Raw genomic sequence first — 25,167 nt, 5'->3', positions numbered from 1 at the left:
CCGGGGCGGCTGACGCGACGCACCTCGCGCGTCAGCCGCCGACCGCGAACCGCACGCCCAGCGCGAGCAGCAGCGCAGGCGGCATCACGCACGCGCCGACCGCGAGGAATGCGCGGAAACCGACCTGCAGCCCTTCGCGCCGGATCGCCGCCAGCCACAGAATCGTCGCGAGCGAACCGGTGATCGACAGGTTCGGGCCAAGATCCACGCCGATCAGAATCGCGTCGACCACCGTTTGCGGGCTGTTCGCGGCGTGGATCGTCGAACTCGCGATCAGCCCGGCGGGCAGGTTGTTGACCCCGTTCGACACCAGCGCGACCGCGACGCCGGCCACGGCCGCCGCGACGTGCTCGCCGCTTTGCATCAGCAGGTGCAGCAGGCCCGCCAGCGCGCGCACCGCGCCGGTCCGGTCGAGCGTCTCGACGACGACGAACAGCCCCGCGACGAGCGGCAACACGCTCCAGGAAATCTCGCGAACGATCGGCACGCACGCCGCGCGATCGCGCATCGCCACGCACGCGACCGTGACGACGCCCGCCAGCGCGGTCGGCAACCCGAGCGGGCGATCGGCGACCGACACCGCCATCAGCGCGACGGCCGTCGCGGCGATGCCCGCCAGCGCGATGCGCCCGCCGCGCGTCAGCGGCTGCACCGGCAGCGCGGACTCGCAACGGCCGGACAGCGCACGTCGCTGCACGATCCGCAGCATCACGAACGTGCAGACGATCGACGCGACGGACGGCGCCGCGAAGTGCGCGAGCCAGACGCCGAGCGCCGGCATGTGCGCACCGTACAGCACCAGGTTCGCCGGATTCGAAATCGGCAGCACGAAACTCGCGGCATTGGCGACGAGCGCGCAGCTGTAAAGCAGCGGCATCGGGTCGGCCTTCGCGCGGCGCGCGGCGGCAAGCACCGCGGGCGTCAGCACGACGGCGGTCGCATCGTTCGACAGGAACACCGTGGTGACGACGCCGACCCCGTAGATCAACGCGAACAACCGCCGCGGCGAGCCCTGCGCGAGATTGACGACATGCGTCGCGACCCAGTCGAACAGCCCCTCGCGACGGGCCGCCTCGGACAGCAGCATCATGCCCGTCAGGAAGAGGTACACGTCGCCGCCTTTCGCGACGGCGTCCAGCGCCTGGGCAGCCGGTAACAGGTTCAACACGACCAGCAGCAGCGCGCCGCTCACGGCCCAGATGGCCTCGGGCCAGCCGAACGGACGCGTGATGACGCCCGCGGTGGCGAGCGCGGAAATCAGCCAGGCAAGCGAAACAGGATTCATGGGTAAGTAGGCGGAGACATGGAAATCGACATCGCCTTCACGACGATGTCGCCGATAGATCGGCGGGCTTGCCGCACACGCGGCCCAGCGAACGCGCATGACCGAGCCACAGCGCGAGCGAGCCCGTCGACACGGCGCCCAGCACGACGAACGCGGACGGATAGCCGAAGTGTTGCGCGAGCACGCCGCCCAGCACGGGACTGAGCGCCGCGCCGATGCCCTGCGCGGTCGCGACCGCGCCCTGCCCGGCATTCACGCGGCCGGAGCCATGCAGCAGGCGAACGACGAGTGCGGGCACGACTACGCTTTGCAGGCCGGCGCCGATGCCGTCGAGCACCTGCACCGGCCACACGCCCGCTTCGCTCAGCCACGCCGCGGCGACCAGCCCGCGCACCGGCAGCACGAGGTACGAGAACAGCAGCACCCGCCAGTAACCGTGCGCGCGAATCAGCCGGGGCGCGAGCCACGCCGCCGCGATCATCACGCACTGTGCGATGACGATCGTCTGGGCGGTGAACGCGCTCGGGTTGCTGCGATGCGTGACGACGACGCCCATCCCGTAGAGCGGCAGCATCGCCGCGTTGCCGAGATGAAACAGCGCGAGCGATGCGCCGAGCAGCACCAGCGGCCGGTTGTCGGCGAGCGTGCGCAGGCCGCCGACGCGCGATGCCGGCGCGGACGTCGACGCCGATGCCGATGCCGATGCCGGCGCCGCATCCGACGCATGCGGATGCGCCGCATCCGTTCCCGGTGCGGCACCGGCGGGATCGAGACCCCGTGCGGACGCGTGATCGATCGCGTGCCCGGGAATCGCCAGCGTGCTCGCGATGGCGAGGAGCGTGAATACGCCGACCAGCGCGAACACCGCGTCGAATCCGACATGCCAGCCGAGCCACCCGGCGAGCGCCGCACCGGCGACGTTGCCGGCGTGGTTCGCCATCTGGTTGCGCCCGAACTGCCGGTCGAAACCTTGCCGACGCACGATGCCGAGCGTCACGCCCGCGGCGGCCGGCGCCAGCACCGCGCCGCTGACCGCCGCCACGACCTGCGACGCCGCCACCGCCGGATAGCCGTGGACGAACCTCATCGCCAGCGACGCGAGCGCCGTCACCGCGGTCGCGACGACGATCAGCGCCCGCTTCGCGTGCACCGTATCGACGAGCGCGCCGGCCAACGGCGTCGCGGCCATCGCGGCGAGCCCGGCCAGCGTCATGACCGAGCCGATCGCATCGGCGCCCCAGCCGCGCGACAGCAGGATGACGCCGATGAACGGGCCGATGCCGGCCTGCACGTCGGCCAGGAAGAAGTTGAGCGCTTCGAGCGCGCGTGCCGCTCTCATGGCCGCCTCACGGTCGCACGATCATTCGGCATCCGCATCGACGAGCTCGGCGATCTCGCTCACGTCGAGCGTCGTGCCGTGCGGCGTGACGACGCCGTGCCCCCACGCCTGCACATGGACACCGGGACGCAGATAATCGTGCAGCGCTTCAGCCGCATGCGGCGGCACCCGCAACGCGACGCCGCTCGTCAGCAACGCGCCGTTCAACTCGCCTTTCGGGCCGTGCAGCGCAAACGCGACTTCGCCGCTCGATTCCAGCGGAGTGCGAGCGGGGTGCGTCGGCTTCGCCGGCGCCGCATGCGCGGGCCCGTCGTCGACGATGTCGACGCCGTCGCGGCCGGTCAGTTGCACGGCCGCGATCATCTCGGCGCGACGCGGCTTGACGCCCCGCACGCGGATGCGGTCGCCGACCGCGACACGGCGCACCAGTTCGTGGCCCAGATGCGGCGGCACGTGCACCTGCAGGTCGCCGTTCAGGATCAGGCCGTCGATGTCTCCGTGCGGATTGAGCAGGAACTGCGTGACGCGGCCGCGCGTTTCGGGCAGGCAGGCGGGATCGATCCAATGCATGGCAGGACTCCTTTCGATGGATTGAGGAAAAGCGGCGCGCGCTCAGCGCGCGACATCGTCATAGAGATTCACGACATGGCCCGGCGCGCCGAACGCCGTCGCCTGCAGCGCTTCGCCGTAGGCGTTGCGCGTGCCGTAGCCGACCGCGGCCACGCGCTCGCCGGGGACGAGCAGCGCGCCGAATTGCTGGGCGGCCGGAACGGTCAGCTTGACGATCGCGCCGCTGTCGAGCATCACGCCGTCCGGCTCGCCGCGCGGCGCGCGCGTCACGCGGCGCACGACGCCGGACACGCTCAGGCGGGCGAGGTTGACGCCGCGCAGCATGGGTGGCACCGGCGCGACGGGCGCAGGCGGTTGATCGGACAGCGACGCGCCGGTGCCGTCATTGCGGACGACGCGGGCACGGATTTCATCGTCGATGCGTCGTTCGCCGGCGACCGTCACGCGGTCGCCCGTCTTCACGAGTGCCGTCAGTTGCGAACCGAGATGCGGCGGCAGGCGGACGAGCGTGCCGTCGGAGAACACGAAGCCGTCGACGGTGCCTTCCGGATTGATCGTCAGGCGCGACAGCGTGCCGGACACCAGCGCATGCCGTGCGGTGTCGTTTCCGGGCACGGCAGGCACCAGCGCGTGAGGCCGAGGAGGAGCAGGCGGCGGCATGGCGCCGGCCGGATCTTCCGCGCGCGGTGCGGGCGGCACCTGCGCCACGCTGACCGTTGCGACGGCAACGAGCGCGGCCGCGCAGAGCATGCGAGACGAGCGGCGCACGGCGGCACGGCGCCGCGGCCGTGATCGAACGACAGGCAGGTACGACTTCATGACGGGCTCCGGCGACGGGTTGCGATGCATCGATAATTGCAATACCCGTGCCAACCCGCGACGCCCCGCGTGGCCGTGCGCCGAACGACGACGCGCGCGAAACCTGTCGGATTTCCCGACACGTCGCTTCACCGGATGTCGGCATTCCCGACAGTCGAAACGGCGCGCCTGGCCTAGTCGTCGCGCTCGATCCCGAGATTCGCCATGCGCGCATAGAGCGACTGGCGGCCGATCCCGAGCTGCCTCGCGGCCTCCGCGCGGTTGCCGTTCGCGCGCTCGAGCGCGCGCAGGATCGCCGCGCGCTCGACCGTCGCCAGTGCATCGGGCAGCGGCATGTCGAGCAGGTGCGCCGGCACCGCATCCGAGACCGATTCGCGCGCCGGCACGGCGGCCAGGCCGAGATCGGCCGCGCCAATGGCCGGCCCGGGGGCGAGCGCGGCCGCCCGCTCCATTACGTTGCGCAGTTCCCGCACGTTGCCCGGCCAGCGGTGATCGAGCAACGCGCGCTGGGCGTCGTTCGTCAGATGCAGCGCGCGCATGCCTGCCGCGCTGCCGAGGAAATGCGCGGCGAGCGGAAGGATGTCGGCCACACGCTCCGCGAGCGGCGGCAGGTGCAGCGGAATGACGTTCAGCCGATAGAAAAGGTCTTCGCGGAACGTGCCGTCCGCGACAGCTGCGGCGAGGTCGCGGTGCGTCGCGGCCACGACGCGAATGTCGATCGCCGTGGCGCGATCCGCGCCGAGCGGCATCACCTGGCGCTCCTGCAGCGCGCGCAGCAGCTTCGCCTGCATCGCGGCGGGCATGTCGCCGATCTCGTCGAGAAAGAGCGTGCCGCCATCGGCCTCCACGAGCCGCCCCGCGCGATCGGCATGCGCGCCCGTGAACGCGCCGCGACGATGCCCGAACAACTCGCTTTCGAGCAGGTCGGCCGGAATGGCCGCGCAGTTGACAGCGACGAACGGCCCCGCATGCCGGGCCGATGCCGCATGCAGCACGCGGGCGGCCACCTCCTTGCCCGTGCCCGTCTCGCCGGTCAGGAGCACGGTCGCGTCGCTCATCGCGGCGCGGCCGACCTGCTTCTGCACGTCGCGCATCGCGGCGCTCACGCCCAGCAGCCGCGGTCGGTCCGCCGACGGCTCGCCCGCGAAATCGCTGTCGCCCGGCGCGCGCGCGGGCGGCTGATTCGCCGACACGATGCGTTCGAGCAGTTGCGCGATGTCGCGACGCCCGATCGGCTTCGTCAGGTGATCGAACGCGCCGAGCCGCATCGCTTCGATCGTGTTGTCGCTGGTCGCATGGGCCGTCAGCATGACGACCGGAATCGCGGCCAGCGCGGGATCGTCGCGCAGTTGCGCGAGCACGGCGAGCCCGTCCAGATCCGGCAGGCGGAAATCCAGAAAGATGCATTCGACGCCACCGTCGTCGCGCAGCGCGCTGAGCGCGGCGCGGCCGGAGGCGGCCTCGACGGCCCGATGACCGAGATCGGCGAGCGTTTCGGCGAGGCTGTCGCGAAAGGCCGCGTCGTCGTCGACTATGAGGATGTTTGCCATGGAATTTCAATCACGAATGCGGCGCCCCCGTCGAGGCGCGCGTGCCCGCCGTGCGCCGCCGCCACTTCGCGGACGACGGCAAGACCGAGGCCCGTGCCATCCGCGCGGCCCGTCACGAACGGCTCGAAAATCCGCTCGCGCTGCGCGGCCGGCACGCCGGGGCCGCTGTCCGACACGGTGAGGCACAGCCAGTCGCGCCCGGCGAACATGCGCCGCTCGGCGGCGAGCGTGACCGCGCCGCCGTCGCCCGCATGGTGCAGCGCGTTGAGCAGCAGATTGTCGAGCGCCCGCCGCATCTGGTCGGGATCGAAAGCAGGACGATCCGACGGCCATGCCAGCCGTTCGCCCTGCCCCGCGAGCGACAGCGTCAGGTCGATCGCTTGCCGCTGCGCCAGCTCGCGGTGCGCGTCGACGACCTGCGCGAGCCAAGCGTCGACGTCGACCCGGGTCGCATGCGGGCGCACCGGCTGCGTCAGCGCGAGCAGGCTCGACAATTGCCCATCGATGCGCTCGATCTGCGCGAGGATCACGCGCAGCGCGTCCTGCTGCCGCCGGCCGTCGCCGGCCAGCGCGTTTTCCGCCTTCAACCGCATCGCGCCCATCGGATTGCGAATCTCGTGCGCGACCTGCGCGGCGAGCTTGCCCAGCATGCCGAAGCGTTCGGCCTGCGCGAGGCGCGTGCGCAGTTCGTCGGCCTGCTGTTGCAGCAGGTCCGCGCGCCGCGCCCGCTCGTTGAACGCGTCGATGACGCGGTCGAGATCGGGCTCGCCGACGTACGGCAGGTGATGCGCGCGACCGTCGGGGCCCAGCCCGCTCTCGATCCGCGCGAGATTGCGCTTCCATCGGCGCAGCGCCACGGCCAGCGCCGCCGCGATCGCCAGAATCACGGCGAGGACGGCCGCGAGGCCCGTGGCCAGCAGCTCGCCGTGCCGGCCCAGCGGCGGGCGCGCACGCGTCAGCATCCACACGTACAGACCCGATCCGCCGCGTACCGGGCAGGCCGCCGCGATCACGGCATCCTGCGCGCCTTCGACGACGTTCGCGGTCGCGGCATGCGTCGCGGCCGCGGCGCGCAGCGTGCGGAGGATCAGCGGCGTTTCCGCTTCCGGTACGTCGTGTTTGACGCCGCTGCCCTGGTAGGTGGGAAAGGAATACGCGAGAAAGCCGCTCGCCGCAGAGGCGGCGCCGGGCATCCAGAACCCGCCTTCCATGTCGGGGGCACGGGAGAGCACGATATCGAGGATCGCATGCATCAGCTCCGGGGCCGGCCCGGCGCCTGGCGACGCGGAAGACGCGCTGTAACGCGACGCGACCGCCTCGCATGCCGACGCGCCGGCAGCCTTCGCGCTCGCGACCTGCTGACTCTCGGCGGAACTCGCGGTGATCCAGACGACCGCGACCAGCGTCGCGCACAGCGCCGCGACGAGTGCCCAGAGCATGACGAGTTGGGTGGAAAACGACGGACGCTTCATCGGATCGGGCTGGCGGCTGAGGACGACAGCATAGCGTATCGCCTGTCGTGCGAAGCCGCCACGCTCGCCATGCAGCGCACGGGCGTCCTGCCGGGCCGGCGGCACCGGCTCGCCCCGGAAAGCCGGGCGAAAACCTCGGGCGCTGGACGGCCTTCGGCCCAGCGTCCAGCCCGACGCTTCCCGTCGAGCCCCCATGCGCGTCGTTTCCGTTCGCACCTTGCTGCACCCGCTCCGGCCGCCGCAAGTCATGCCATCCCGAACGCAGACGACGACAGCGGCGGGAAGCGGCGGCGACCGCGCAGGATGCGCGTCGGGAGCGGGCGGGTCAATGACGCGTTATCTGGCAACGGCCGCGTCAGCCCGCGACGCGGGGAATCCTCGCCCCCAATCGGCGTGCGATTCGATTCGCCGCGTTGAACGTCGACCGCGCGGCGTGCGCGGCGCAATCGGTTTTCGGCCGGCGCGTTGGCCGCGTCGGCCGCCTCTCCCGTCAGCGTGCGTCCACGGGCACGGCAGCGCGCTTCGCCACACCGTCCCGCTCGATCCGCTCGACGATACGAACGAGCCGAATGATGTCGGTCAGCGCGAAATCGGCCGCATCGGGCCGCGGCCTGCCGCACTGGTCGGCCATGCGCGTCGCGAACGCGAGCGCTTCGGCACGCTCGCGCAGCAGCGCGCGCAATGCATCCGCGATCACCTGCCGGTCGCGCGGGTCAGCCAGGCCCAGCACGGAACCGTCGTCCGGCATCGCGAACGGCCCGGCCGCCAGCACGGCCACCTCCGGCACGCGCATCGTGTTTCGTTCCATGGTCTTCCTCGTTGTCGACTCGCGACCGACCGGCGCGTCACCGCCGGTTCGACCGCGACACCACGTCGATCCACACCGCCAGCACCAGCACGGCGCCCTTGACGATCATCTGCCAGTACGCGTCGACGTCCAGCATCGACATGCCGTTGTCGAGGCTCGCCATCACGAGCGCGCCGATCAGCGCGCCGTAGACGGTGCCCGACCCGCCGCGCATCGACGTGCCGCCGATGAAGCACGCGGCGATCGCATCGAGTTCGCCCATCGAGCCGGCGGACGGCGACCCGGCAGCGAGCCGCGCCGTGTTCACCAGGCCGGCAAACGCACACATCAGCCCCATCAGCGCGAAGATCGCGAGCTTCACGCGGTCGGTGTCGACGCCCGACAGCCGCGTCGCCTCCAGGTTGGAACCGACGGCGTAGATGCGCCGCCCGAACACGGTCTGCGTCGCGATCCACGAGAACACGCCGAGCAGCACGAGCAGCAGCAGCACGGGCACCGGGATACCGCCGTAACGGTCGAGCGTCGCGACGAACGCGAACAGCACCGCGCCCGCGCCGACGACCTTCGCGACGTCCTGCCACCGCGGCGCGACCGCGAGCCGGTAGCGCCGCCGCGTCGCGCGCTGCCGCACCACCAGCAGCAACACGAGCGCGAACAGCAGAATCGCGAGGCCGTCCCCCGCCAGGCGCGGCAGATAGCCCTGCCCGATGAACACGAAGCCGTCCGATACCGGCGCGATCGTCGAGCCGCCCGTCACGCCGAGCAGGATCCCGCGGAACGCGAGCATCCCGCCCAGCCCGACGATGAACGACGGCACGCGCCGGTAGGTCGACCACCAGCCGTTGAACAGCCCGATCAGCACGCCGAGCGCGAGCACGGCCGGGATCGTCGCCGCGACCGGCCAGTGGCGGTTGACGTCGAGGATCGCCGCGACGCCGCCGAGCAGCCCGAGCAGCGAACCGACCGACAGGTCGATCTCGCCCGCGATGATGACGAACACCATCCCGCACGCGAGCATGCCGGTGATCGACATCTGCCGCAGCAGGTTCGAGACGTTGCGCGGTGTGACGAACGCGCCGTCCGTCAGCACCGAGAAGAACGTCCAGATCACGACGACCGCCAGCAGCAGCGCGAGCAGCTTGTAGCGCGCGAAGATCTGGCGAAGCGGCAGCCGCGCCGTGCGGCCGGCGGAACGCTGCGCGTCGGCGGCCGGCGTCGCCGGGGTCGAGGAAGAAAGTTCGGAATTCATGTCGCGCTCATTGCGGTGGGTTCGGTGGACAGTCGCGCGGGCTTCAGCGCGGCGCCGAGAATCTGTTCCTGCGTGAGGCCGTCGTTGACGAAATCGCCGCGCAACTCGCCTTCGCCGATCACCAGCACGCGATCGGCCAGCCCGAGCACCTCGGGCAGCTCCGACGACACGACGATCAACGCGACGCCGCGCTTCGCCAGCGCGAAGATCAGCCGGTAGATCTCCACCTTCGCGCCCACGTCGACGCCGCGCGTCGGCTCGTCGAGGATCAGCACCTGCGGCTCGGCCAGCAGCATCTTGGCGAGCACCGCCTTCTGCTGGTTGCCGCCGGACAGGCTCGCGATCGGCAGGAACGGATGCGCGGCGCGCACCGACAGCCGCTGCATCTCGGTGCGGATCGCATCGAGTTCGGCGGCCGCGTCGATCCGCCCGCGCGCCGCGAAGCGCCGCAGCACCGCCAGCGTGATGTTGTGGCCCACGCCGAGCTGCGGCACGATGCCGTGGCGCTTGCGGTCCTCGGGCACCATCGCGATCCCGGCGCGGATCGCGTCGGCCGGCGAGCGGATCGACAGCACCCGGCCGCTCATCAGCACGGTCGCCGTGCACGCGCCCGGATACGCGCCGAAGATCGCCTGCATCAGCTCGGTGCGGCCCGCGCCCACGAGCCCGGCGACGCCGAGGATCTCGCCGCGCCGCACGCTGAACGACACGTCGTCGACCCGCTTGCGGCGCGCGTTCGTCACGTCGCGGCAGGTCACGTTCCGCGCTTCCAGCACGACCTCGCCGATCTCGTGCGGCTCGCGCGGATACAGGTCGCGGATCTCGCGGCCGACCATCATCGCGATGATGCGGTCGGTGGTCAGCGCGCGCATCGCCTCGGTGGCGACATGACGGCCGTCGCGAATCACGGTGACCGTATCGCAGACGGCCGCGACCTCGTCGAGCTTGTGCGAGATGTACACGCACGCGACGCCGCGCCGCTTCAGGTCGCGCACGATGTCGAGCAGGATGCGCGTTTCGGCGGCGCTCAGCGACGACGACGGTTCGTCGAGGATCAGCAGCTTCGCGTCCTTGTTCAACGCCTTCGCGATCTCGATCAACTGCTGGTGGCCGCCGCCGTAGTTCATCACCGGCTGCGCGACGTTGATCGAGTCGATCCGCAATTCGCGCAGCAGTTCCTCGGCGCGCCGGACCATCGCGGCGAAGTGCATGCGCCCGCCCGGCAGCGTGATCTCGTTGCCGAGGAAGATGTTCTCGGCCACCGACAGTTCGGGCACGAGCATCAGCTCCTGGTGGATGATCACGATGCCCGCCCGCTCCGTGTCACGCACGCCGGATGCCGCGAGCGGCGCGCCTTCCCAGCGGATGTCGCCGTCCCACGTGCCGTGCGGATAGACACCCGACAGCACTTTCATCAGCGTCGACTTGCCCGCGCCGTTCTCGCCGCACAGCCCGACGCATTCGCCGGGCCGCACGGTGAGATCGATGCCGTCGAGCGCTTTCACGCCGTCGAAGGTCTTGACGATGCCGCGCATCGTCAGCAAGGGTTCCGTCATTCGTTCTTGCCTCGCAGGATGCGCGCGGGCGCGCCGGTAAGCCGCCCGCGCGTCGCGCCGTTACTGGCTCGCCAGCTGCGCCTGGGTATAGAAGCCGTCCTTCACGACGACGTCGACGTTGCGCTTGGTCAGCAGCGTCGGCTGCAGCAGCACGGTGTCGACCTTCTTCCTGCCGTTGTCGTACTGCGCGTTGAACGCGGGCTTCGTGCCCTTCGCGAGATCCACGGCCAGCTTGGCCGCTTCGCTCGCGATCAGCTTGAGCGGCTTGTAGACGGTCATCGTCTGCGTGCCGGCGATCACGCGCTTGACCGCCGCGAGATCCGCGTCCTGCCCGGATACCGGCACCTTGCCGGCCAGATGCTGCGCCGCGAGCGCCTGGATCGCGCCGCCGGCCGTGCCGTCGTTCGACGCGACGATCGCATCGATCTTGTTGTTGTTCGCGGTCAGCGCATCCTCGGTGATGCGCAGCGCGGTCGACGCGCTCCATTCGGGCACCCACTGCTGGCCGACGACCTTGATGTCGCCGCGATCGATCGCGGGCTTCAGCACCTTCAGTTGTCCTTCGCGCAGCATCTTCGCGTTGTTGTCGGTCGGTGCGCCGCCGAGCAGGAAGTAATTGCCCTTCGGCTTCGCGTCGTAGACGCCCTGCGCCTGCAGCTCGCCGACCTTCTCGTTGTCGAACGAGATGTACGCATCGACGTCCGCGTCGAGGATCAGCCGGTCGTACGACACGACCTTGATGCCGGCCTTCCTCGCTTCGGCGACGACGTTGCCGAGCGTCTTCGAATTGAACGGCACGATCACGATCACGTCGACGCCGCGCGAGATCAGGTTCTCGATCTGCGAAATCTGCCGCTCCTCGCTCGCGTCGGCCGACTGCACCGACACCTTCGCGCCGAGCTTCGTCGCGGCCGCGACGAAATAGTCGCGATCGCGCGACCAGCGCTCGACGCGCAGGTCGTCGATGCAGAAGCCGATTTCGGGCTTGTCCTTGCTCGCATGCGCGAGCGGTGCGCCCAGCGCGAACAGCGCCAGCGCAGCGGCGCCGGCAAGCGAACTCAATACGGTACGACGCGTCACGGTTTTCATGTCTCCAGACTCCTTGTTATGGAACCACCTCACGAACCGCGGGAGGCCGCCGGAATGCGCCGCCCGCATCGAGTCACTGCAAAGCACGGCATCGTGCGACGCGCATCGCATCAGCGATCCGCCCGTCAAGCGCCCGTGGCAAACACCGGTTCGAGCGCACGGTAAAGCGCGCGAAACGTCGGCCGCCGCGCGTCGCGATACCACGCGTGGCGCGCCATGTCCGGCTCGCGTACCGCGATGACCGGCGGCTGCGGGCACACGTCGTCGAGCGGCGCATCCGGTTCGAGCGCGAGATGCGCGAGGCGCGCCGCACCCAATGCCGGCCCCACCTCGCCGCCCGCGCGCAAGGTCAGCGCACGGCCGCTCAGGTCGGCAAGCATCTGCGTCCAGTACGCGCTGCGCGAGCCGCCGCCGATCACCGTGATGCTGTCGGGCGCGAGCCCGGCCGCATGCAACGCGTCGATGCCGTCGAGCAGCGCGAAGCCGACGCCTTCGAGCGTCGCGTTCGCGAGATCCGCACGCTGCGTGTCGGGTGTGAGCCCATAGAACACGCCCTTCGCATTCACGTCGTTGTGCGGCGTACGCTCGCCGCTCAGGTAAGGCAAAAACCACGGTCGGCTCTCGCGCGCATGCGTCTCGGCATCGTCGAGCAGCGCCGCGACGCCGTCGTAACCGGCCAGTTGCGCGGTGAAGTCGACGCAGCCTGCCGCGTTCAGCATCACGGACATCAGGTGCCACGTCTGCGGCAGCGCGTGACAGAAGCTGTGCACCGCCGATTCGGGATTCGCGCGAAACCCGTCGGACACCGCGAAATAAACGCCCGACGTGCCCAGCGACAGCAGCGCATCGCCGGGCCGCACGATCCCGACGCCCACCGCGCCGGCCGCGTTGTCGCCGCCGCCCGCCACCACCGGGATCTCGCGCAGCCCGAGCGCGCGTGCGACGGCCGGCGCCAGCGTGCCGGTGATGCGATTGCCTTCGAACACGGCCGGCATCTGCGCGCGCGACAGCCCGCAGGCGGCCAGCAGCGTGTCGTCGTAATCGCGCTTCGCGACGTCGAGCCACAGCGTGCCGGCGGCATCCGACGGATCGGTCGCGAATGCGCCGGTCAGCCGGTAGCGCAGGTAGTCCTTCGGCAGCAGCACGTGGGCGATGCGTGCGAACACGTCGGGTTCGTGACGGCGTACCCACAGCAGCTTCGGCGCGGTGAAACCCGGCATCGCGATGTTGCCGGCCACGGCGCGCAGCGTGGGCGCGAGTCGTTCGAGTTCCGCGCACTCCGCATCCGCGCGGCCATCGTTCCACAGAATCGCGGGGCGCAATACATCACCGTGCGCGTCGAGCAGCGTCGCGCCGTGCATCTGGCCGGTCAGTCCGAGTGCGTCGATGTCGCGCGGATCGATACCCGCCGTGCGCGCGTCCGACACGAGTGCGGCCAGCACGCCGCACGCGGCATCCCACCAGTCGCGCGGGGCCTGCTCGGACCAGCGCGGTTGCGGCCGGCTCACCGCGAGCGGGCGGCTCGCGCTCGCGCGCACCGCACCGTCGCGGTCGAGCAGCACCGCCTTCACGCCCGACGTGCCGAGATCGAGTCCGATGTACATGGCGTCAGCGCAGCCCGTAGATCGCCTGGTTGACGATGTTCTCGCAGCGCTCCTGCGCGCCGCTCACGTGCTGCGGGTTCACGCCGCGCGCGAGCGCCTCGGCCGCGAGCGACTCCAGCGTATAGTCGCCCGCGAGGATCTTGCGGCCGAACGCGTCGTCCCACCGCGCATAGCGTTGCCGGCGCAGCGCGTCGAGCCGGTCGTTCTCGACCAGCACCGCCGCGCGTTCGAGCGCGAGCGCGAGCACGTCGATCGCGCCGACGTGGCCGTAGAACAGATCTTCCGGATCGATGCTCTGGCGGCGCACCTTCGCGTCGAAGTTCATCCCGCCGGTCGTGAAGCCGCCGTGGCGCAGGATTTCGTAGAACGCGAGCGTCAGCTCCTCGACGCTGTTCGGGAACTGGTCGGTGTCCCAGCCGTTCTGCGGATCGCCGCGGTTCGCGTCGACGCTGCCGAACACGCCGAGCGCGAACGCATTCGCGATCTCGTGATGGAATGAATGGCCGGCAAGCGTGGCGTGATTCGCCTCGATGTTCACGCGGATCTCGTTCTGCAATCCGTACTGCACGAGGAAGCCATGCACGGTCGCGACGTCGTAGTCGTACTGGTGCTTGGTCGGCTCCTGCGGCTTCGGCTCGATCAGCAGCGCGCCCTTGAAGCCGATCCGGTGCTTGTGCTCGACGACCATCGACAGGAAGCGGGCGAACTGGTCGCGTTCGCGCTTCAGGTCGGTATTGAGCAGCGTCTCGTACCCTTCCCGCCCGCCCCACAGCACGTAGTTCTCGCCGCCGAGCCGGTGCGTCGCGTCGAGCGCATGGCACACCTGGGTCGCGGCCCACGCGAACACGTCGGGGTTCGGGTTCGTCGCGGCGCCGGCCGCGAAGCGCGGGTGCGAGAACAGGTTCGCGGTGCCCCACAGGAGCCGCACGCCGCTCGCCTGCTGGCGCTCGCCGAGATAGTCGACCATCCGCGCGAAATTGGCCGCGTATTCGCGCAGGCTGTCGCCTTCCGGCGCGACGTCGGTGTCATGGAACGTATAGAACGGCGTGCCGAGCTTCGTGAAGAATTCGAATGCCGCATCGGCCTTCAGCCGCGCGCGTTCGAGCGCATCGCCCGGCTGCTGCCACGGCCGCCGGAACGCGCCCTGCCCGAAGATGTCGTGCCCCGGCCACACGAACGTGTGCCAGTAGCACACCGCGATCCGCAGATGCTCGGCGAGCGTCTTGCCCAGCACGCGCCGCTCGGGGTCGTAATGGTGGTACGCGAGCGGATTGTCCGACTGCGGGCCTTCGTAGCGAATCGCGGGAATGTGTTCGAAATACGACATGGCGTCTCCGTGCTGGGTCTTGTTGCAGCGCAACGTGCGTCGGGGTGGCGCACGCGGCCGAATTCGGTAGGCTGGATCGTGCCCGCGCCCCTGCCGGGCGGCAATTGCGAAATTGCGCAGCACGCTTAATGTTTCTTGCCAGCCGCTGCGCGCGGCGCGCGTTCCGCCCTACAATCGCCAAACACCAGACACCGCGCGCCGCCGACCCGGGCGCGCCCCGGAGACAACGGCACCGCGCCCCTCGACGCAGGTGCCCCGAGATCGAGATGACACGCGTCCCTTCCGCCCAGACACCGCATCGCATCGCGCTGCTGTTCAACGCGAACAAGGTCTACGACCGCGAGATCATCAGCGGCATCGGCCAGTACCTGCACACGACGCGCGTCGTGTGGGACCTGTTCCTCGAAGACGACTTCCGCTGCCGGCTCACCGGCATCGAGCGCTTCGACGGCGACGGCATCATCGCGGATTTCGACGATCCCGCCGTCGCCAGCGCACTCGCCAGCTCGCCGCTGCCGGTCGTCGCGGTCGGCTCGTCGTATGAGGATCCGGCCCAGTATCCCGACGATGTCCCCTATATCGCGACGGACAACCCGAAGCTCGTGTCGCTCGCCTATACGCACCTGATCGGCGCAGGGCTCGCGCACTTCGCGATGTACAGCCTGCCGATCGCGCAGGAGAACCGGTGGGCGCAGCAGCGCGAGCTCGCCTTCGACCGGCTCGCGCGCGCGGACGGGCTCGATGCGCCGATCTACCGCGGGCTGTCGACGAGCGCGTCGGGCTGGAATCACGCGATCGAGCAGCTGATCGACTGGCTGCATGCGCTGCCGAAGCCCGTCGGCGTGATCGCCGTGACCGATGCGCGTGCGCGGCACCTGCTGCAGGCCTGCCTGATCGCCGGGATCGCGGTGCCGGAACAGGTGGCGATCATCGGCATCGACAACGATCCGCTCACGCGCACGCTGACGCGCATTCCGCTGTCGTCGGTGATCCAGGGCACCGAGGAAATGGGCCGTACCGCCGCGCACCTGCTGCACCGGATGCTGCGCGGCGCGCGTTTTCCCGGGCAGCGCATTCTCGTGCCGCCGGTCGGCATCAACGTGCTCGAATCGACGCGCCATCAGCCGCTGGCGAGCCCGCACGTGATGCGCGCGCGGCATTTCATTCGCCAGTACGCGTGCCAGGGGATCAAGACCGAACAGGTTGCCGACTACGTCGGCGTGTCGCGTTCGCTGCTCGAGGAGCACTTCCGGCGCGAACTGCAGCGCACCGTCCACCAGGAAATCCTGCGCCACAAACTCGAAGCCGCGCAGGCGCTGCTCGCCGGCCGGCAAGCGTCGAGCGCAGAAGTCGCGATCCGTTGCGGGTTCACGTCGCTTCAATACATGTACGCGGTGTTCCGGCGCGAACTCGGCTGCACCCCGCGCGAATATCAGGAACGTGCGGCCGCCTCAGCCTCTTGCTGACGGCCGCCGCCCATTTGACCTCCACCATGCACATCGATACCGATTCTTCCTCCCTGACGCACGGCGCGGCGCGCGTGCATGCCGAGCCGTGGGGCACGCTGCCCGACGGCGAACCCGTTCGACGCTACACGCTGCGCAACGCGCACGGGATGCGCGTCGGCATCAGCGACCTCGGCGCGACCGTCGTGTCGTGGCTCGCGCCCGATCGCACGGGGCGCCTTGCCGATATCGTGCTCGCGCACGACACGCCGGCCGAGTACCTCGAATCCGGCGCGTACCTCGGCGCGACGGTCGGCCGCTGGGCGAACCGGATCGCCGGTGCGCGCTTCGAACTCGACGGCATCGGCTACCCGCTCGACCGCAACGAGAACGGCAACCTGCTGCACGGCGGCGCGAACGGCTTTCATCGCGCGCGCTGGGACGTGATCCACGACTGCGGCGGGCTGACGCTTCGACTCGATTCGCCGGAAGGCGACGCAGGCTTTCCGGGCAACGTGACCGTGCAGGTTCGCTACACGCTCGACGACGCCGGCACGCTGACGATCGACTATACGGGGCGGACCGATGCCCCGACACCGCTGAACCTGACGAATCACAGCTACTTCAACCTGAACGGGCGCCCGGGCAGCGACGTGCGCGGCCATCTGCTGCAGATCGACGCCGACGCGTTCCTCGAAGTGGACGAGGCGCTGATCCCGACCGGCACGGCCGACGTGACGGGTACCGCGTTCGATTTCCGGCACAGCGCGCCGATCGGCGCGCGCCTCGACTGGCCGAACGCGCAACTGGCCCGCGCGCGCGGCTTCGATCACTGCTTCGTCCTGGGCGACGGCGCGCACGAGGCCCGGCCCGTCGCACGCGTCTACGATCCGGAAAGCGGCCGCGAGCTGATCGTGTCGACCGATCAGCGGGGCCTGCAACTCTATACGGGCAACTATCTCGATGGCCTGCGCGTGAGCGGCGGCACACGTTGCACGCCACACGCGGCGCTGTGCCTGGAGGCGGGCGGCTTTCCGAACCAGGTGAACATGGCCGGCCTGAGCGGCGCCGTGATCCTTCATCCGGACGCCGTCTATCGACAGACCACCCGGTATCGGGTGGCCGTTCAGGCATAGCGGGCGCGGGACAGCACGGCCTGGCATTCCTGGCAGAACGTCGCACCGGGAGGATTCCCGGAACCGCATAGGGCGCAGCGCATAAAACCCGCTTCCAGCCAAGGGGCGACATCAAAATATTACGCGCCACTCTCTGCGGATATTCAGTTTAGCTACACGATCCGTATACCGACTGGCGTCGCGTGTGCGGCGCGCTCGGGCGCGCCGTCGTCGGAAGAATCGCCGCGCAAGACGCCGGTTGCGCCGGTTGCGCCATTTGCCCGCTCGTCCGCCTGCATCAATCCGCGCACCCGCCGCTCGTGGCTCATCGGGCGGGCGACACCCCGCGCCGAGCGGCGGGCACCGCTTCGCTTCGCGCCCGTTTCGCGCAAGACTAGTCGACGCCGTCATGCAGCGCCGGGAGGTCCGTACGACGCGCATTGCAACCCGCGCTGCCGTGAAAACCCGCAGTCCATTACCCGCCCCGCGATTCGACTCCGCCATGCACGGCCCTCATGCCGCGCATGAAAACTAATCGATTGTTGGCACCCCGGATCGACGCCGACAATCCGCACCATGCCCCCTCGTTTGCGGTACGGGCCACTCACCCTCCCCAATCGGCACACCACGATCCATGAACCATCCCGCCACCGTTTCCTCCCTCGCCGGGGCCCGCAAGGCCACGCCAGCGCCCTGCCATCCCCGCCCGCGCACCTGCGGCGAAGCGCTCGTCGACCTCCTCGAGCGCCACGGCGTCGAATGCGTGTTCGGCATTCCCGGCGTGCATACCGTCGAGCTCTATCGCGGCCTCGCTGCATCGTCGATCCGCCACGTGACGCCGCGCCACGAACAGGGGGCCGGCTTCATGGCCGACGGCTATGCACGCGTCACGGGCCGACCGGGCGTTTGCTTCATCATCACCGGGCCGGGGATGACCAATATCGCGACCGCGATGGCACAGGCCTATGCGGATTCGATCCCGATGCTGGTGATCTCGAGCGTCAACGCGCGACGCGAACTCGGCCGCGGCGACGGCCGCCTGCACGAGCTGCCGTCCCAGCGCGACGTGTTCGCGGGACTCACCGCGTTCTCGCACACGCTGCTCGACGCGGCCGACCTGCCGCAGGTCCTCGCGCGCGCCTTCGCGGTGTTCGCCAGCGCGCGGCCGCGGCCCGTGCATATCGAGATTCCGCTCGACGTGATCGTGATGCCGGCGCCCGCGCTGTCCGACGCCCTGCCCGCGCTGCCGGCGCGGCCCGCGCCGGATGCGAACGCGCTCGCCGCGGCCGCCGGCCTGCTCGCGCACGCGCGCCGGCCGCTGATCCTCGCCGGCGGCGGCGCGATCCACGCGGCGGCGGAATTGCGCGAACTCGCCGAACGCCTGCACGCGCCGGTCGCGCTGACGATCAACGCGAAGGGGCTGCTGCCGGCCGGCCATCCGTTGCTGATCGGCTCGACCCAGTCGCTGCCGGCCACCCGTGCGGCGATCCGCGATGCCGACGTGGTCCTCGCCGTCGGCACCGAGCTGGGCGAAACCGATTACGACGTCACGTTCGACGGCGGCTTCGCGATCGACGGCCGGCTGATCCGCATCGACATCGACGCGCAGCAGCTGATGCGCAACGCCCGCGCCGAGATCGCCATCGCCGGCGATGCCCAGCTGGCGCTCGGCGCGCTGTCGACCCGCCTGCACGAGACGCCGGCCCCGACACCCGACGCCGACTGGGGCGCGCCGCGCGTGGCCGCCGTGCGCGCCGCGATCGCGTCGATGCACGACGGCGCCGCGCGGTCGCAGGCGCGGCTGATCGACACGATCGTCGCCACGCTGCCCGGCGCGATCATCGCCGGCGATTCGACGAGCCCCGTCTACGTCGGCAACTTCACCCACGATGCAGCGGCGCCGCGCAGCTGGTTCAACTCGTCGACCGGCTACGGCACGCTCGGCTACGGGCTGCCCGCCGCAATCGGCGCCAAGCTCGCCGCGCCCGCGCGCCCGGTCGTGTGCCTGATCGGCGACGGCGGCCTGCAGTTCACGCTGCCGGAGCTCGCGAGCGCGGTCGAGGCGCGGCTGCCGGTGATCGTGATCGTCTGGAACAACCGCGGCTACGGCGAGATCCGCAAATACATGGTGGCGCGCGACATCACGCCGGTCGGCGTCGATCCGTATACGCCCGATTTCCAGGCGCTCGCACGCGGCTTCGGCTGCGCGGCGCACACGGCCGCGACACCCGGCGCGCTGGCCGCCGCGCTGCGCGACGCCGCGGCGCGCGCGATCCCGACCGTGATCGAAATCAACGAGGCAACCTGGTTCGCACAGGTGCAGCGATGAGCACGACACCCGCTCTCGCGTTCGATCCGCCGCTGCACACGCGCCACTTCATCGACGGAGCCTGGCGGGCGAGCGTCGACGGCGCGACGTTGCCCGTCGTCGATCCGTCGACGGAAGCCGTGCTCGCCAACGTCAGCGCAGGCGGCGACGCGGATGTCGAGCACGCCGTGCAGGCCGCGTCACGCGCGTTTGCCGGCTGGAAACGCACGACGGGCGCCACGCGTGCGGCACTGCTGCGCGCGATCGCGCGCGGCGTCGACGCCCGTCGCACGCGGCTCGCCACCGTGCAGTCGCTCAACAACGGCAAGCCGTTCGCCGAAGCCGAAATCGACGTCGCGGACGTGATCGCCACCTTCGACTACTACGCGAGCCTCGCGGAGCGCCTCGACACCGACGGCGAAACCGAGATCGCACTGCCCGATGCCGACCATCGCGCGTGGATCCGGCGCGAGCCGGCCGGCGTCGCCGCACTGATCGTGCCGTGGAATTTCCCGATGGTGACGACCGCGTGGAAGCTCGCGCCCGCGCTCGCGGCCGGCTGCACCGTCGTGCTGAAGCCGTCGGAGATCACGCCGCTGCCCGAGCTCGAACTCGCCGCGATCGCCGCCGAAGCAGGGCTGCCGCCCGGCGTGCTGAACGTCGTGACGGGCACCGGCCACGACGTCGGCGCCCGACTGTGCGCGCATCCGCGCGTCGCGAAGCTGTCGTTCACCGGCAGCACCGCCGTCGGTGCGCAGGTCATGAAGACGGCCGCCGACACGATCAAGGGCGTCGGCCTCGAACTCGGCGGCAAGTCGTCGATCATCGTGTTCGACGACGCCGATCTCGATCACGCGGTCGAACTCGTCACGGGCGGCGGCCTGTTCAACGCCGGGCAGATGTGTTCGGCGACCTCGCGCGTGCTCGTCGCCGCGCCGCTCGCCGATGAACTGATCGCGCGCGTCGCACGGCGCATCGACGCGACCGTCGTCGGCCCGCCGTTCGCCCCCGGCGTGCAGATGGGCCCGCTGACGAATCGCGCGCAATACGAACGGGTGAAGCGCCACATCGCGCAGGGCCGGGCCGACGGCGCGCGGCTCGTTGCGGGCGGTCATGCGCCCGACGGCCCCGGCTATTTCATCCGCCCGGCGCTGTTCGCCGACGTGCCGGCCGACAGCCCGCTATGGTGTGAAGAAATCTTCGGACCAGTGCTGTGTGTCCGCGCATTCGACACCGAGGACGACGCGATCGCGGCCGCCAACGATACCGAATACGGGCTCGTCGCCACCGTCGTCACCCGTGACACCGCACGCGCCAGGCGGGTCGCCGCCGCGCTCGAGTCAGGGGTCGTGTGGATCAACACGCCGCAGCTGATCTATCCGCAAACCTCATGGGGCGGCTACAAGCGCAGCAGCATCGGACGCGAACTCGGCCCGTTCGGGCTCGCCGCCTTTCAGGAGATCAAGCAGGTCATGATGCCGGCCGGCTGAGGTCGCCGCGCCATGCGTTTATGTCATGCCGCGCATGCGGATATTTCGTTTGTTGCGGAAATTTGACCTCCCTACAGTTCATCCACACCCCGCGCCGCAGTCGGCGCCCGGCATCGAACCACCCGGCATCGTTCATCAGGAGACGGCCATGCAACACTTCAAGGCGGGCAGAAGGCAGGTGATCAAAACCCTCGGCACGGCGCTCGCTGCATCCGCCGTTCCGATGCCATTCATCAGTACTGCGAAGGCACAAACGAGCCGTTTCGCAGGCAAGACGCTGCGCCTGCTCACGTGGTCCGACGATACCGGCGCGGCCGCGCTGCGCAACATCGCGGAGAGCTTCAGCAAGCAGACCGGCGCACGCGTGATCGCCGATCGCGCGGACGGCACGTCGGGGATGGTCGCGAAGGTCAAGGCCGCGGGCGAGCGGCCGACCTACGACGTCATCACGCTGGCCGGCGTCGGCGCGGCCGGTCTCGCGGAAGCGGGGCTGCTCGCGAAGCCCGACCTGAACCGGCTGCCGAACCTGAAGGACGTCGCGCCGCAGTACCGCACCGGCGCGAACGGCTTCGGCATCGGCTACCTGCTGTGGTCGGACGGGCTGATCTACAACACGGCGACCGTGAAGAGCGCGCCGTCGAGCTACGAGGCGCTGTGGGATCCGAAATATGCGGGCCGCCTGTTCCTGCCGCCGCCCGAATGGGCGGAAGCGGTCGACCTCGCGATCATCGCGGCGAAGCTGGCCGGCGGTTCGCAGCAGAACATCGATCCGGGATTCCGGAAGCTCGCGCAACTGAAGGACCGGGTGATGACCCTCGGCGAAAACCCGAACCAGGTCGCCGACCTGTTCCGCACGGGCTCGCTCGACCTCGGCGGCATCTATTCGCCCGCGTTCTTCCCGGACCAGATCCGCAAGCCCGACTACAAGATGGGCGTGACGTACGGGATGAAGGAAGGCTTCGCGACGCAGCTGATGTTCACCGTGATTCCGAAGGCGCACCCGGGCGACCTCGACCTGATCCACGCGTTCATCAATCATTCGCTCGACGCCGGCGTGCAGGGCCGGATGGCGGCCGACGTGCTGAACGGCCCCGTGAACGGCAAGGCCGTGATTCCCGCGGAAAGCCGCGCGTTCGTGCCGTCGCCGCAGCAGATCGCGGAGAAAGCCGTGCTGCATGACGACAAGGCGCTCGCGGCCGTGCAGCCGGCATGGATCAAGCGCTACACGGGCCTCTTCTCGGCGTAACGACATGGCCTCCCTGTCCTCTCCCCGAGACGCCGCGCCGGCCGCCGCCGGCACGGCCGGTGCGGGCGCCGATGCGCCCGCGCTGCCCGGCGTGCCGCCCTGGCTGCTGCTCACGCCGATCCTCGCGTTCCTCGTGGTGCTCGCCGCCGCGACGGTCACGGTATTGCGCATGAGCGTCGGCGTGTCCGGCGACGAATGGCGGACCTTCACGCTGCAGAACTACCTCGACCTCGCGGATCCGTACTTCACGAAGTCGTTGTGGCTCACGCTGCGCCTCGCGTTCCAGAGCATGGTGTGCGCGGTGCTGCTGGCGATCCCGGTGGCGCTCGCGATGGCGCGGACCGAATCGCGGCTCGCGCGCCGGTTGCTGCTCGCGGGCGTGCTGTTGCCGCTGCTCGTGAACCTGCTGCTGCAAGGCTATGGCTGGCTCGTGATGCTCGGCCCGGCCGGGTTGCTCAACCGCGCGCTGCTGGCCGGCGGCGTGATCGGGCGGCCGCTGCAGTTGCTGTACCGCGAGCACGGCGTGCTGCTCGGCCTGATCCAGACCGCGTTCCCGCTCGCGGTGCTGCCGCTGTCGAGCGCGCTGCGCGCGGTGTCCCGCGCCTACGACGAAGCCGCCGCGACGCTCGGCGCGAGCCGCTGGCAGACGCTGCGGCACGTGACCTTGCCGCTCGCGATGCCCGGCCTCGTCTCCGGCGCGCTGCTCGTGTTCGCGTACAACGCCAGCGCGTTCGCGGTGCCGCTGCTGCTCGGCGGCCGGCGCGTGCCGATGCTCGCCGTGCTCGTGCACGACCAGGTCGCGCCGCTGCTCAACTGGCCCGCCGCGTCGGCATCCGGCGTCGTGCTGATGGGTGCGACGCTCGTCGTGATGGCGGTGTCGCAGCGCCTCGTGCGCACCCTGCAACGTGCCGGCGAGGTGAACCGATGACTGCCCTGCTCCTGCGCGCGCCGATGCCCGGCCGCCTCGGACGCGCGACCGGCGCGCTCGCGACGCTCGTGCTGCTGCTCGCGTCGCTGCCGATCCTGACGATGATCACGATGTCGTTCGGCGCATCGGGCACGCTTGAATTCCCGCCGCGCGAATTCAGCCTGCACTGGTATCGCGCCGCGTGGCAGACGTTCGTGTCGTCCGATGCGGGCAGCGCGCAATCGATGGGCGCAGCATTGACGACGAGCCTCGTCGTCGCGGTCGCGACGATGCTGATCGCGACCGCCGTGTCGGTGCCCGCGGCTTACGCGCTGTCGCGCTACCGCTTTCGCGGCAAGACGCTCGTCGAGCAGCTCGTCGCGTTGCCGATCGTCTATCCGCTCGTGATGCTCGGCCTCGCGCTGCTGATCGTGTTCAACGCGCTGCCGGTCGAACTCGGCATCGTGCGGCTCGTCGTCGCGCACGTGATCCTGACGCTGCCGTTCACGGTGAAGAACTGCGCGGCGTCGGTCGCGTCGATCGGCCCCGACTTCGAGGAAGCCGCGTGCCTGATGGGCGCGAGCCCGCGCCGCGCGCTCGTCGACGTCGTGCTGCCGCTGATGCGGCCCGGCATCCTCGCCGGGATGCTGTTCGCCTTCATCGTGTCGTTCAACGAATTCACGGTGACGTTCTTCCTGTACAGCATCGACACGATGACGCTGCCGGTCTGGCTCTACAGCCGCACCGTCTCGTCGCTCGACCCGACCGTATTCTGCTTCGCCGTGTTCACCGTCGCGATCGACTTCGCGCTGATCTGGATGCTCGAAAAACTCGTCGGCGACAAGGGTGTCGCGCTCTGACGCGCGCACCGCCCCGCCCTCGCCCGTGCAAGGAACCCTCATGACCCAGCTCATCCTCGAGAAAGTGACGAAGCGCTTCCACCACGCGTGTGCGGTCGATCACGTCGACCTGTCGGTGCCGGACGGCAAGCTCGTCTGCTTTCTCGGCCCGTCCGGCTGCGGCAAGACCACGCTGATGCGGATCATCGCCGGCCTCGAAACGCCGACCGCCGGCACGCTGACGTTCGCCGGCCGCGACCTCACGCACGTACCCGCCAACCGCCGCGACTTCGGCATGGTGTTCCAGTCGCTCGCGCTGTTTCCGCACATGACGGTCGCGCAGAACATCGCGTATCCGCTGCGGCTACGCAAGACGGACAAGGCCGCGCAGGCGCGGCGCGTGGCCGAGCTGCTCGAGCTGATCCAGCTGCCGCACATGGCCGACCGGCTCGTCACGCAGTTGTCGGGCGGGCAGCGCCAGCGCGTCGCGATTGCACGCGCGATCGCATCGTCGCCGCGCCTGCTGCTGCTCGACGAACCGCTGTCGGCACTCGACGCGAAGCTGCGCGAGGCGATGCAGGTCGAGATCCGGCTGCTCCAGCAACGGCTCGGCATCACGACGATCATGGTCACGCACGACCAGCGCGAAGCGATGACGATGGCCGACGAGATCGTCGTGATGGACAAAGGCCGGATCCAGCAGGTCGGCCGGCCGCTCGACATCTATCGCGATCCGGTCAACGAATTCGTCGCGGACTTCATCGGCCTCGGCAACATCCTGCCGGTCGCGTGCGACGGCGACGACGCCATCGTGCTACCCGGCGGGCAGCGTCTCGCGATCCGGCGCATGCCGGACACGCCGCGCGCGACCGATGGCGTGCGCCTGCTGATTCGTCCCGAGGATGTCTGCGTGCGCCCGGGCCAGCCGGCCGCGGCGCCGAATACGCTGGCGGGCACGATCACGTTCGTGCGCGACGTCGGCGCGTCGATCGAAGCGACGATCGACTGCCGCGGCTTCACGCTGACGGCCGCGACGACGCCGCGCGAAACGCCCGACCTCCACGTCGGCATGCCCGTGCTCGCGGAACTGCCCGCCCATGCCTGCAAGCTCATCGCCGCCCGCGGCGCCTGATTTTCTGCCTTTCTCCC

At 70.0% G+C, this 25,167-nt stretch carries 20 protein-coding genes; 8 read left to right on the top strand and 12 right to left on the bottom strand.

Features of this window, described 5'->3' with window-relative positions; all coding sequences use genetic code 11:
• Positions 1–31 precede the first annotated feature (31 nt).
• From CFB43_RS33165 to xylA, 12 genes are all read right to left on the bottom strand, one after another.
• Positions 32–1,285: an arsenic transporter gene (locus tag CFB43_RS33165; RefSeq protein WP_089498370.1), complete on the bottom strand. Its 1,254-nt coding sequence runs from the start codon at positions 1,283–1,285 to the stop codon at positions 32–34.
• Positions 1,286–1,322: 37 nt separating this feature from the next.
• Positions 1,323–2,624, bottom strand: a complete 1,302-nt coding sequence (locus CFB43_RS33160) for an MFS transporter (RefSeq protein ID WP_089498369.1) — start codon at positions 2,622–2,624, stop codon at positions 1,323–1,325.
• Positions 2,625–2,645: 21 nt separating this feature from the next.
• Complete coding sequence (locus tag CFB43_RS33155) at positions 2,646–3,194, bottom strand: hypothetical protein (RefSeq protein WP_089498368.1); 549 nt, start codon at positions 3,192–3,194, stop codon at positions 2,646–2,648.
• Positions 3,195–3,236: 42 nt separating this feature from the next.
• Positions 3,237–3,809 carry a hypothetical protein gene (locus CFB43_RS33150; RefSeq protein WP_256990169.1) on the bottom strand — a complete coding sequence of 191 codons (573 nt, stop codon included), beginning with the start codon at positions 3,807–3,809 and terminating at the stop codon, positions 3,237–3,239.
• A gap of 377 nt (positions 3,810–4,186) precedes the next feature.
• A complete protein-coding gene (locus CFB43_RS33145) occupies positions 4,187–5,563 on the bottom strand; it encodes a sigma-54-dependent transcriptional regulator (protein WP_089498366.1) in 1,377 nt (458 codons plus the stop codon).
• Positions 5,545–7,035 (bottom strand): sensor histidine kinase, encoded by a 1,491-nt coding sequence (locus CFB43_RS33140; RefSeq protein WP_089499035.1) that lies wholly within the window; start codon positions 7,033–7,035, stop codon positions 5,545–5,547. Before CFB43_RS33140 ends, CFB43_RS33145 begins: the two co-directional genes overlap by 19 nt.
• 490 nt (positions 7,036–7,525) lie before the next feature.
• Complete coding sequence (locus CFB43_RS33135; protein WP_089498365.1) at positions 7,526–7,843, bottom strand: hypothetical protein; 318 nt, start codon at positions 7,841–7,843, stop codon at positions 7,526–7,528.
• Positions 7,844–7,880: 37 nt separating this feature from the next.
• Positions 7,881–9,092, bottom strand: a complete 1,212-nt coding sequence (locus CFB43_RS33130; protein ID WP_089498364.1) for a sugar ABC transporter permease — start codon at positions 9,090–9,092, stop codon at positions 7,881–7,883.
• Complete coding sequence (gene xylG, locus CFB43_RS33125; RefSeq protein ID WP_089498363.1) at positions 9,089–10,648, bottom strand: D-xylose ABC transporter ATP-binding protein; 1,560 nt, start codon at positions 10,646–10,648, stop codon at positions 9,089–9,091. Before xylG ends, CFB43_RS33130 begins: the two co-directional genes overlap by 4 nt.
• Positions 10,649–10,708: 60 nt before the next feature.
• Positions 10,709–11,737 (bottom strand): D-xylose ABC transporter substrate-binding protein, encoded by a 1,029-nt coding sequence (gene xylF / locus CFB43_RS33120; protein WP_089498362.1) that lies wholly within the window; start codon positions 11,735–11,737, stop codon positions 10,709–10,711.
• Between the two features lie 125 nt (positions 11,738–11,862).
• Positions 11,863–13,341: a xylulokinase gene (xylB, locus tag CFB43_RS33115; RefSeq protein WP_089498361.1), complete on the bottom strand. Its 1,479-nt coding sequence runs from the start codon at positions 13,339–13,341 to the stop codon at positions 11,863–11,865.
• A gap of 4 nt (positions 13,342–13,345) precedes the next feature.
• Positions 13,346–14,668 (bottom strand): xylose isomerase, encoded by a 1,323-nt coding sequence (gene xylA / locus CFB43_RS33110; protein WP_089498360.1) that lies wholly within the window; start codon positions 14,666–14,668, stop codon positions 13,346–13,348.
• Between the two features lie 266 nt (positions 14,669–14,934).
• On the opposite strand from xylA, the gene CFB43_RS33100 reads away from it, so the two are divergent.
• The 8 genes from CFB43_RS33100 (at position 14,935) to CFB43_RS33065 (ending at position 25,150) form a co-directional block, all read left to right on the top strand.
• Positions 14,935–16,134: a XylR family transcriptional regulator gene (locus tag CFB43_RS33100; protein WP_089498359.1), complete on the top strand. Its 1,200-nt coding sequence runs from the start codon at positions 14,935–14,937 to the stop codon at positions 16,132–16,134.
• Positions 16,135–16,160: 26 nt separating this feature from the next.
• Positions 16,161–17,249, top strand: coding sequence for an aldose epimerase family protein (locus CFB43_RS33095; protein ID WP_089498358.1), 1,089 nt, complete (start codon positions 16,161–16,163; stop codon positions 17,247–17,249).
• Positions 17,250–17,862: 613 nt separating this feature from the next.
• Positions 17,863–19,557, top strand: a complete 1,695-nt coding sequence (locus CFB43_RS33090) for a 5-guanidino-2-oxopentanoate decarboxylase (RefSeq protein WP_089498357.1) — start codon at positions 17,863–17,865, stop codon at positions 19,555–19,557.
• Positions 19,554–21,026: an aldehyde dehydrogenase family protein gene (locus CFB43_RS33085; RefSeq protein WP_089498356.1), complete on the top strand. Its 1,473-nt coding sequence runs from the start codon at positions 19,554–19,556 to the stop codon at positions 21,024–21,026. The genes CFB43_RS33090 and CFB43_RS33085 overlap by 4 nt, the downstream gene beginning before the upstream one ends.
• 148 nt (positions 21,027–21,174) lie before the next feature.
• The gene (locus tag CFB43_RS33080) at positions 21,175–22,272 is read left to right on the top strand and encodes an ABC transporter substrate-binding protein (protein WP_089498355.1); all 1,098 of its coding nucleotides are present in this window, start codon (positions 21,175–21,177) and stop codon (positions 22,270–22,272) included.
• A 4-nt stretch (positions 22,273–22,276) separates the two neighbouring features.
• Positions 22,277–23,200 (top strand): ABC transporter permease, encoded by a 924-nt coding sequence (locus tag CFB43_RS33075; RefSeq protein ID WP_089498354.1) that lies wholly within the window; start codon positions 22,277–22,279, stop codon positions 23,198–23,200.
• On the top strand, positions 23,197–24,039 hold the full coding sequence (locus CFB43_RS33070; protein WP_089498353.1) for an ABC transporter permease: 843 nt from the start codon (positions 23,197–23,199) through the stop codon (positions 24,037–24,039). Before CFB43_RS33075 ends, CFB43_RS33070 begins: the two co-directional genes overlap by 4 nt.
• A gap of 40 nt (positions 24,040–24,079) precedes the next feature.
• A complete protein-coding gene (locus CFB43_RS33065; protein WP_089498352.1) occupies positions 24,080–25,150 on the top strand; it encodes an ABC transporter ATP-binding protein in 1,071 nt (356 codons plus the stop codon).
• Positions 25,151–25,167 lie beyond the last annotated feature (17 nt).

The sequence above is a fragment of the Burkholderia sp. AU15512 genome (genome assembly GCF_002223325.1).
In the GTDB taxonomy this organism is placed as follows: Bacteria; Pseudomonadota; Gammaproteobacteria; order Burkholderiales; family Burkholderiaceae; genus Burkholderia.
Note: the sequence above shows the minus strand (reverse complement) of the source record. Positions and strands in the feature narration are given on the sequence as shown.

Bases quoted from the DNA above. Each gene is read 5' to 3' on its own strand.
- CFB43_RS33080 (WP_089498355.1), top strand. From the start codon at position 21,175: ATGCAACACTTCAAGGCGGGCAGAAGGCAGGTGATCAAAACCCTCGGC.
- CFB43_RS33075 (WP_089498354.1), top strand. From the start codon at position 22,277: ATGGCCTCCCTGTCCTCTCCCCGAGACGCCGCGCCGGCCGCCGCCGGC.
- CFB43_RS33145 (WP_089498366.1), bottom strand. From the start codon at position 5,563: ATGGCAAACATCCTCATAGTCGACGACGACGCGGCCTTTCGCGACAGC.
- xylG (WP_089498363.1), bottom strand. From the start codon at position 10,648: ATGACGGAACCCTTGCTGACGATGCGCGGCATCGTCAAGACCTTCGAC.
- CFB43_RS33140 (WP_089499035.1), bottom strand. From the start codon at position 7,035: ATGAAGCGTCCGTCGTTTTCCACCCAACTCGTCATGCTCTGGGCACTC.
- CFB43_RS33065 (WP_089498352.1), top strand. From the start codon at position 24,080: ATGACCCAGCTCATCCTCGAGAAAGTGACGAAGCGCTTCCACCACGCG.
- CFB43_RS33085 (WP_089498356.1), top strand. From the start codon at position 19,554: ATGAGCACGACACCCGCTCTCGCGTTCGATCCGCCGCTGCACACGCGC.
- xylB (WP_089498361.1), bottom strand. From the start codon at position 13,341: ATGTACATCGGACTCGATCTCGGCACGTCGGGCGTGAAGGCGGTGCTG.
- CFB43_RS33090 (WP_089498357.1), top strand. From the start codon at position 17,863: ATGAACCATCCCGCCACCGTTTCCTCCCTCGCCGGGGCCCGCAAGGCC.
- CFB43_RS33165 (WP_089498370.1), bottom strand. From the start codon at position 1,285: ATGAATCCTGTTTCGCTTGCCTGGCTGATTTCCGCGCTCGCCACCGCG.
- CFB43_RS33130 (WP_089498364.1), bottom strand. From the start codon at position 9,092: ATGAATTCCGAACTTTCTTCCTCGACCCCGGCGACGCCGGCCGCCGAC.
- CFB43_RS33095 (WP_089498358.1), top strand. From the start codon at position 16,161: ATGCACATCGATACCGATTCTTCCTCCCTGACGCACGGCGCGGCGCGC.
- CFB43_RS33160 (WP_089498369.1), bottom strand. From the start codon at position 2,624: ATGAGAGCGGCACGCGCGCTCGAAGCGCTCAACTTCTTCCTGGCCGAC.
- CFB43_RS33135 (WP_089498365.1), bottom strand. From the start codon at position 7,843: ATGGAACGAAACACGATGCGCGTGCCGGAGGTGGCCGTGCTGGCGGCC.
- CFB43_RS33070 (WP_089498353.1), top strand. From the start codon at position 23,197: ATGACTGCCCTGCTCCTGCGCGCGCCGATGCCCGGCCGCCTCGGACGC.
- xylF (WP_089498362.1), bottom strand. From the start codon at position 11,737: ATGAAAACCGTGACGCGTCGTACCGTATTGAGTTCGCTTGCCGGCGCC.
- xylA (WP_089498360.1), bottom strand. From the start codon at position 14,668: ATGTCGTATTTCGAACACATTCCCGCGATTCGCTACGAAGGCCCGCAG.
- CFB43_RS33100 (WP_089498359.1), top strand. From the start codon at position 14,935: ATGACACGCGTCCCTTCCGCCCAGACACCGCATCGCATCGCGCTGCTG.
- CFB43_RS33155 (WP_089498368.1), bottom strand. From the start codon at position 3,194: ATGCATTGGATCGATCCCGCCTGCCTGCCCGAAACGCGCGGCCGCGTC.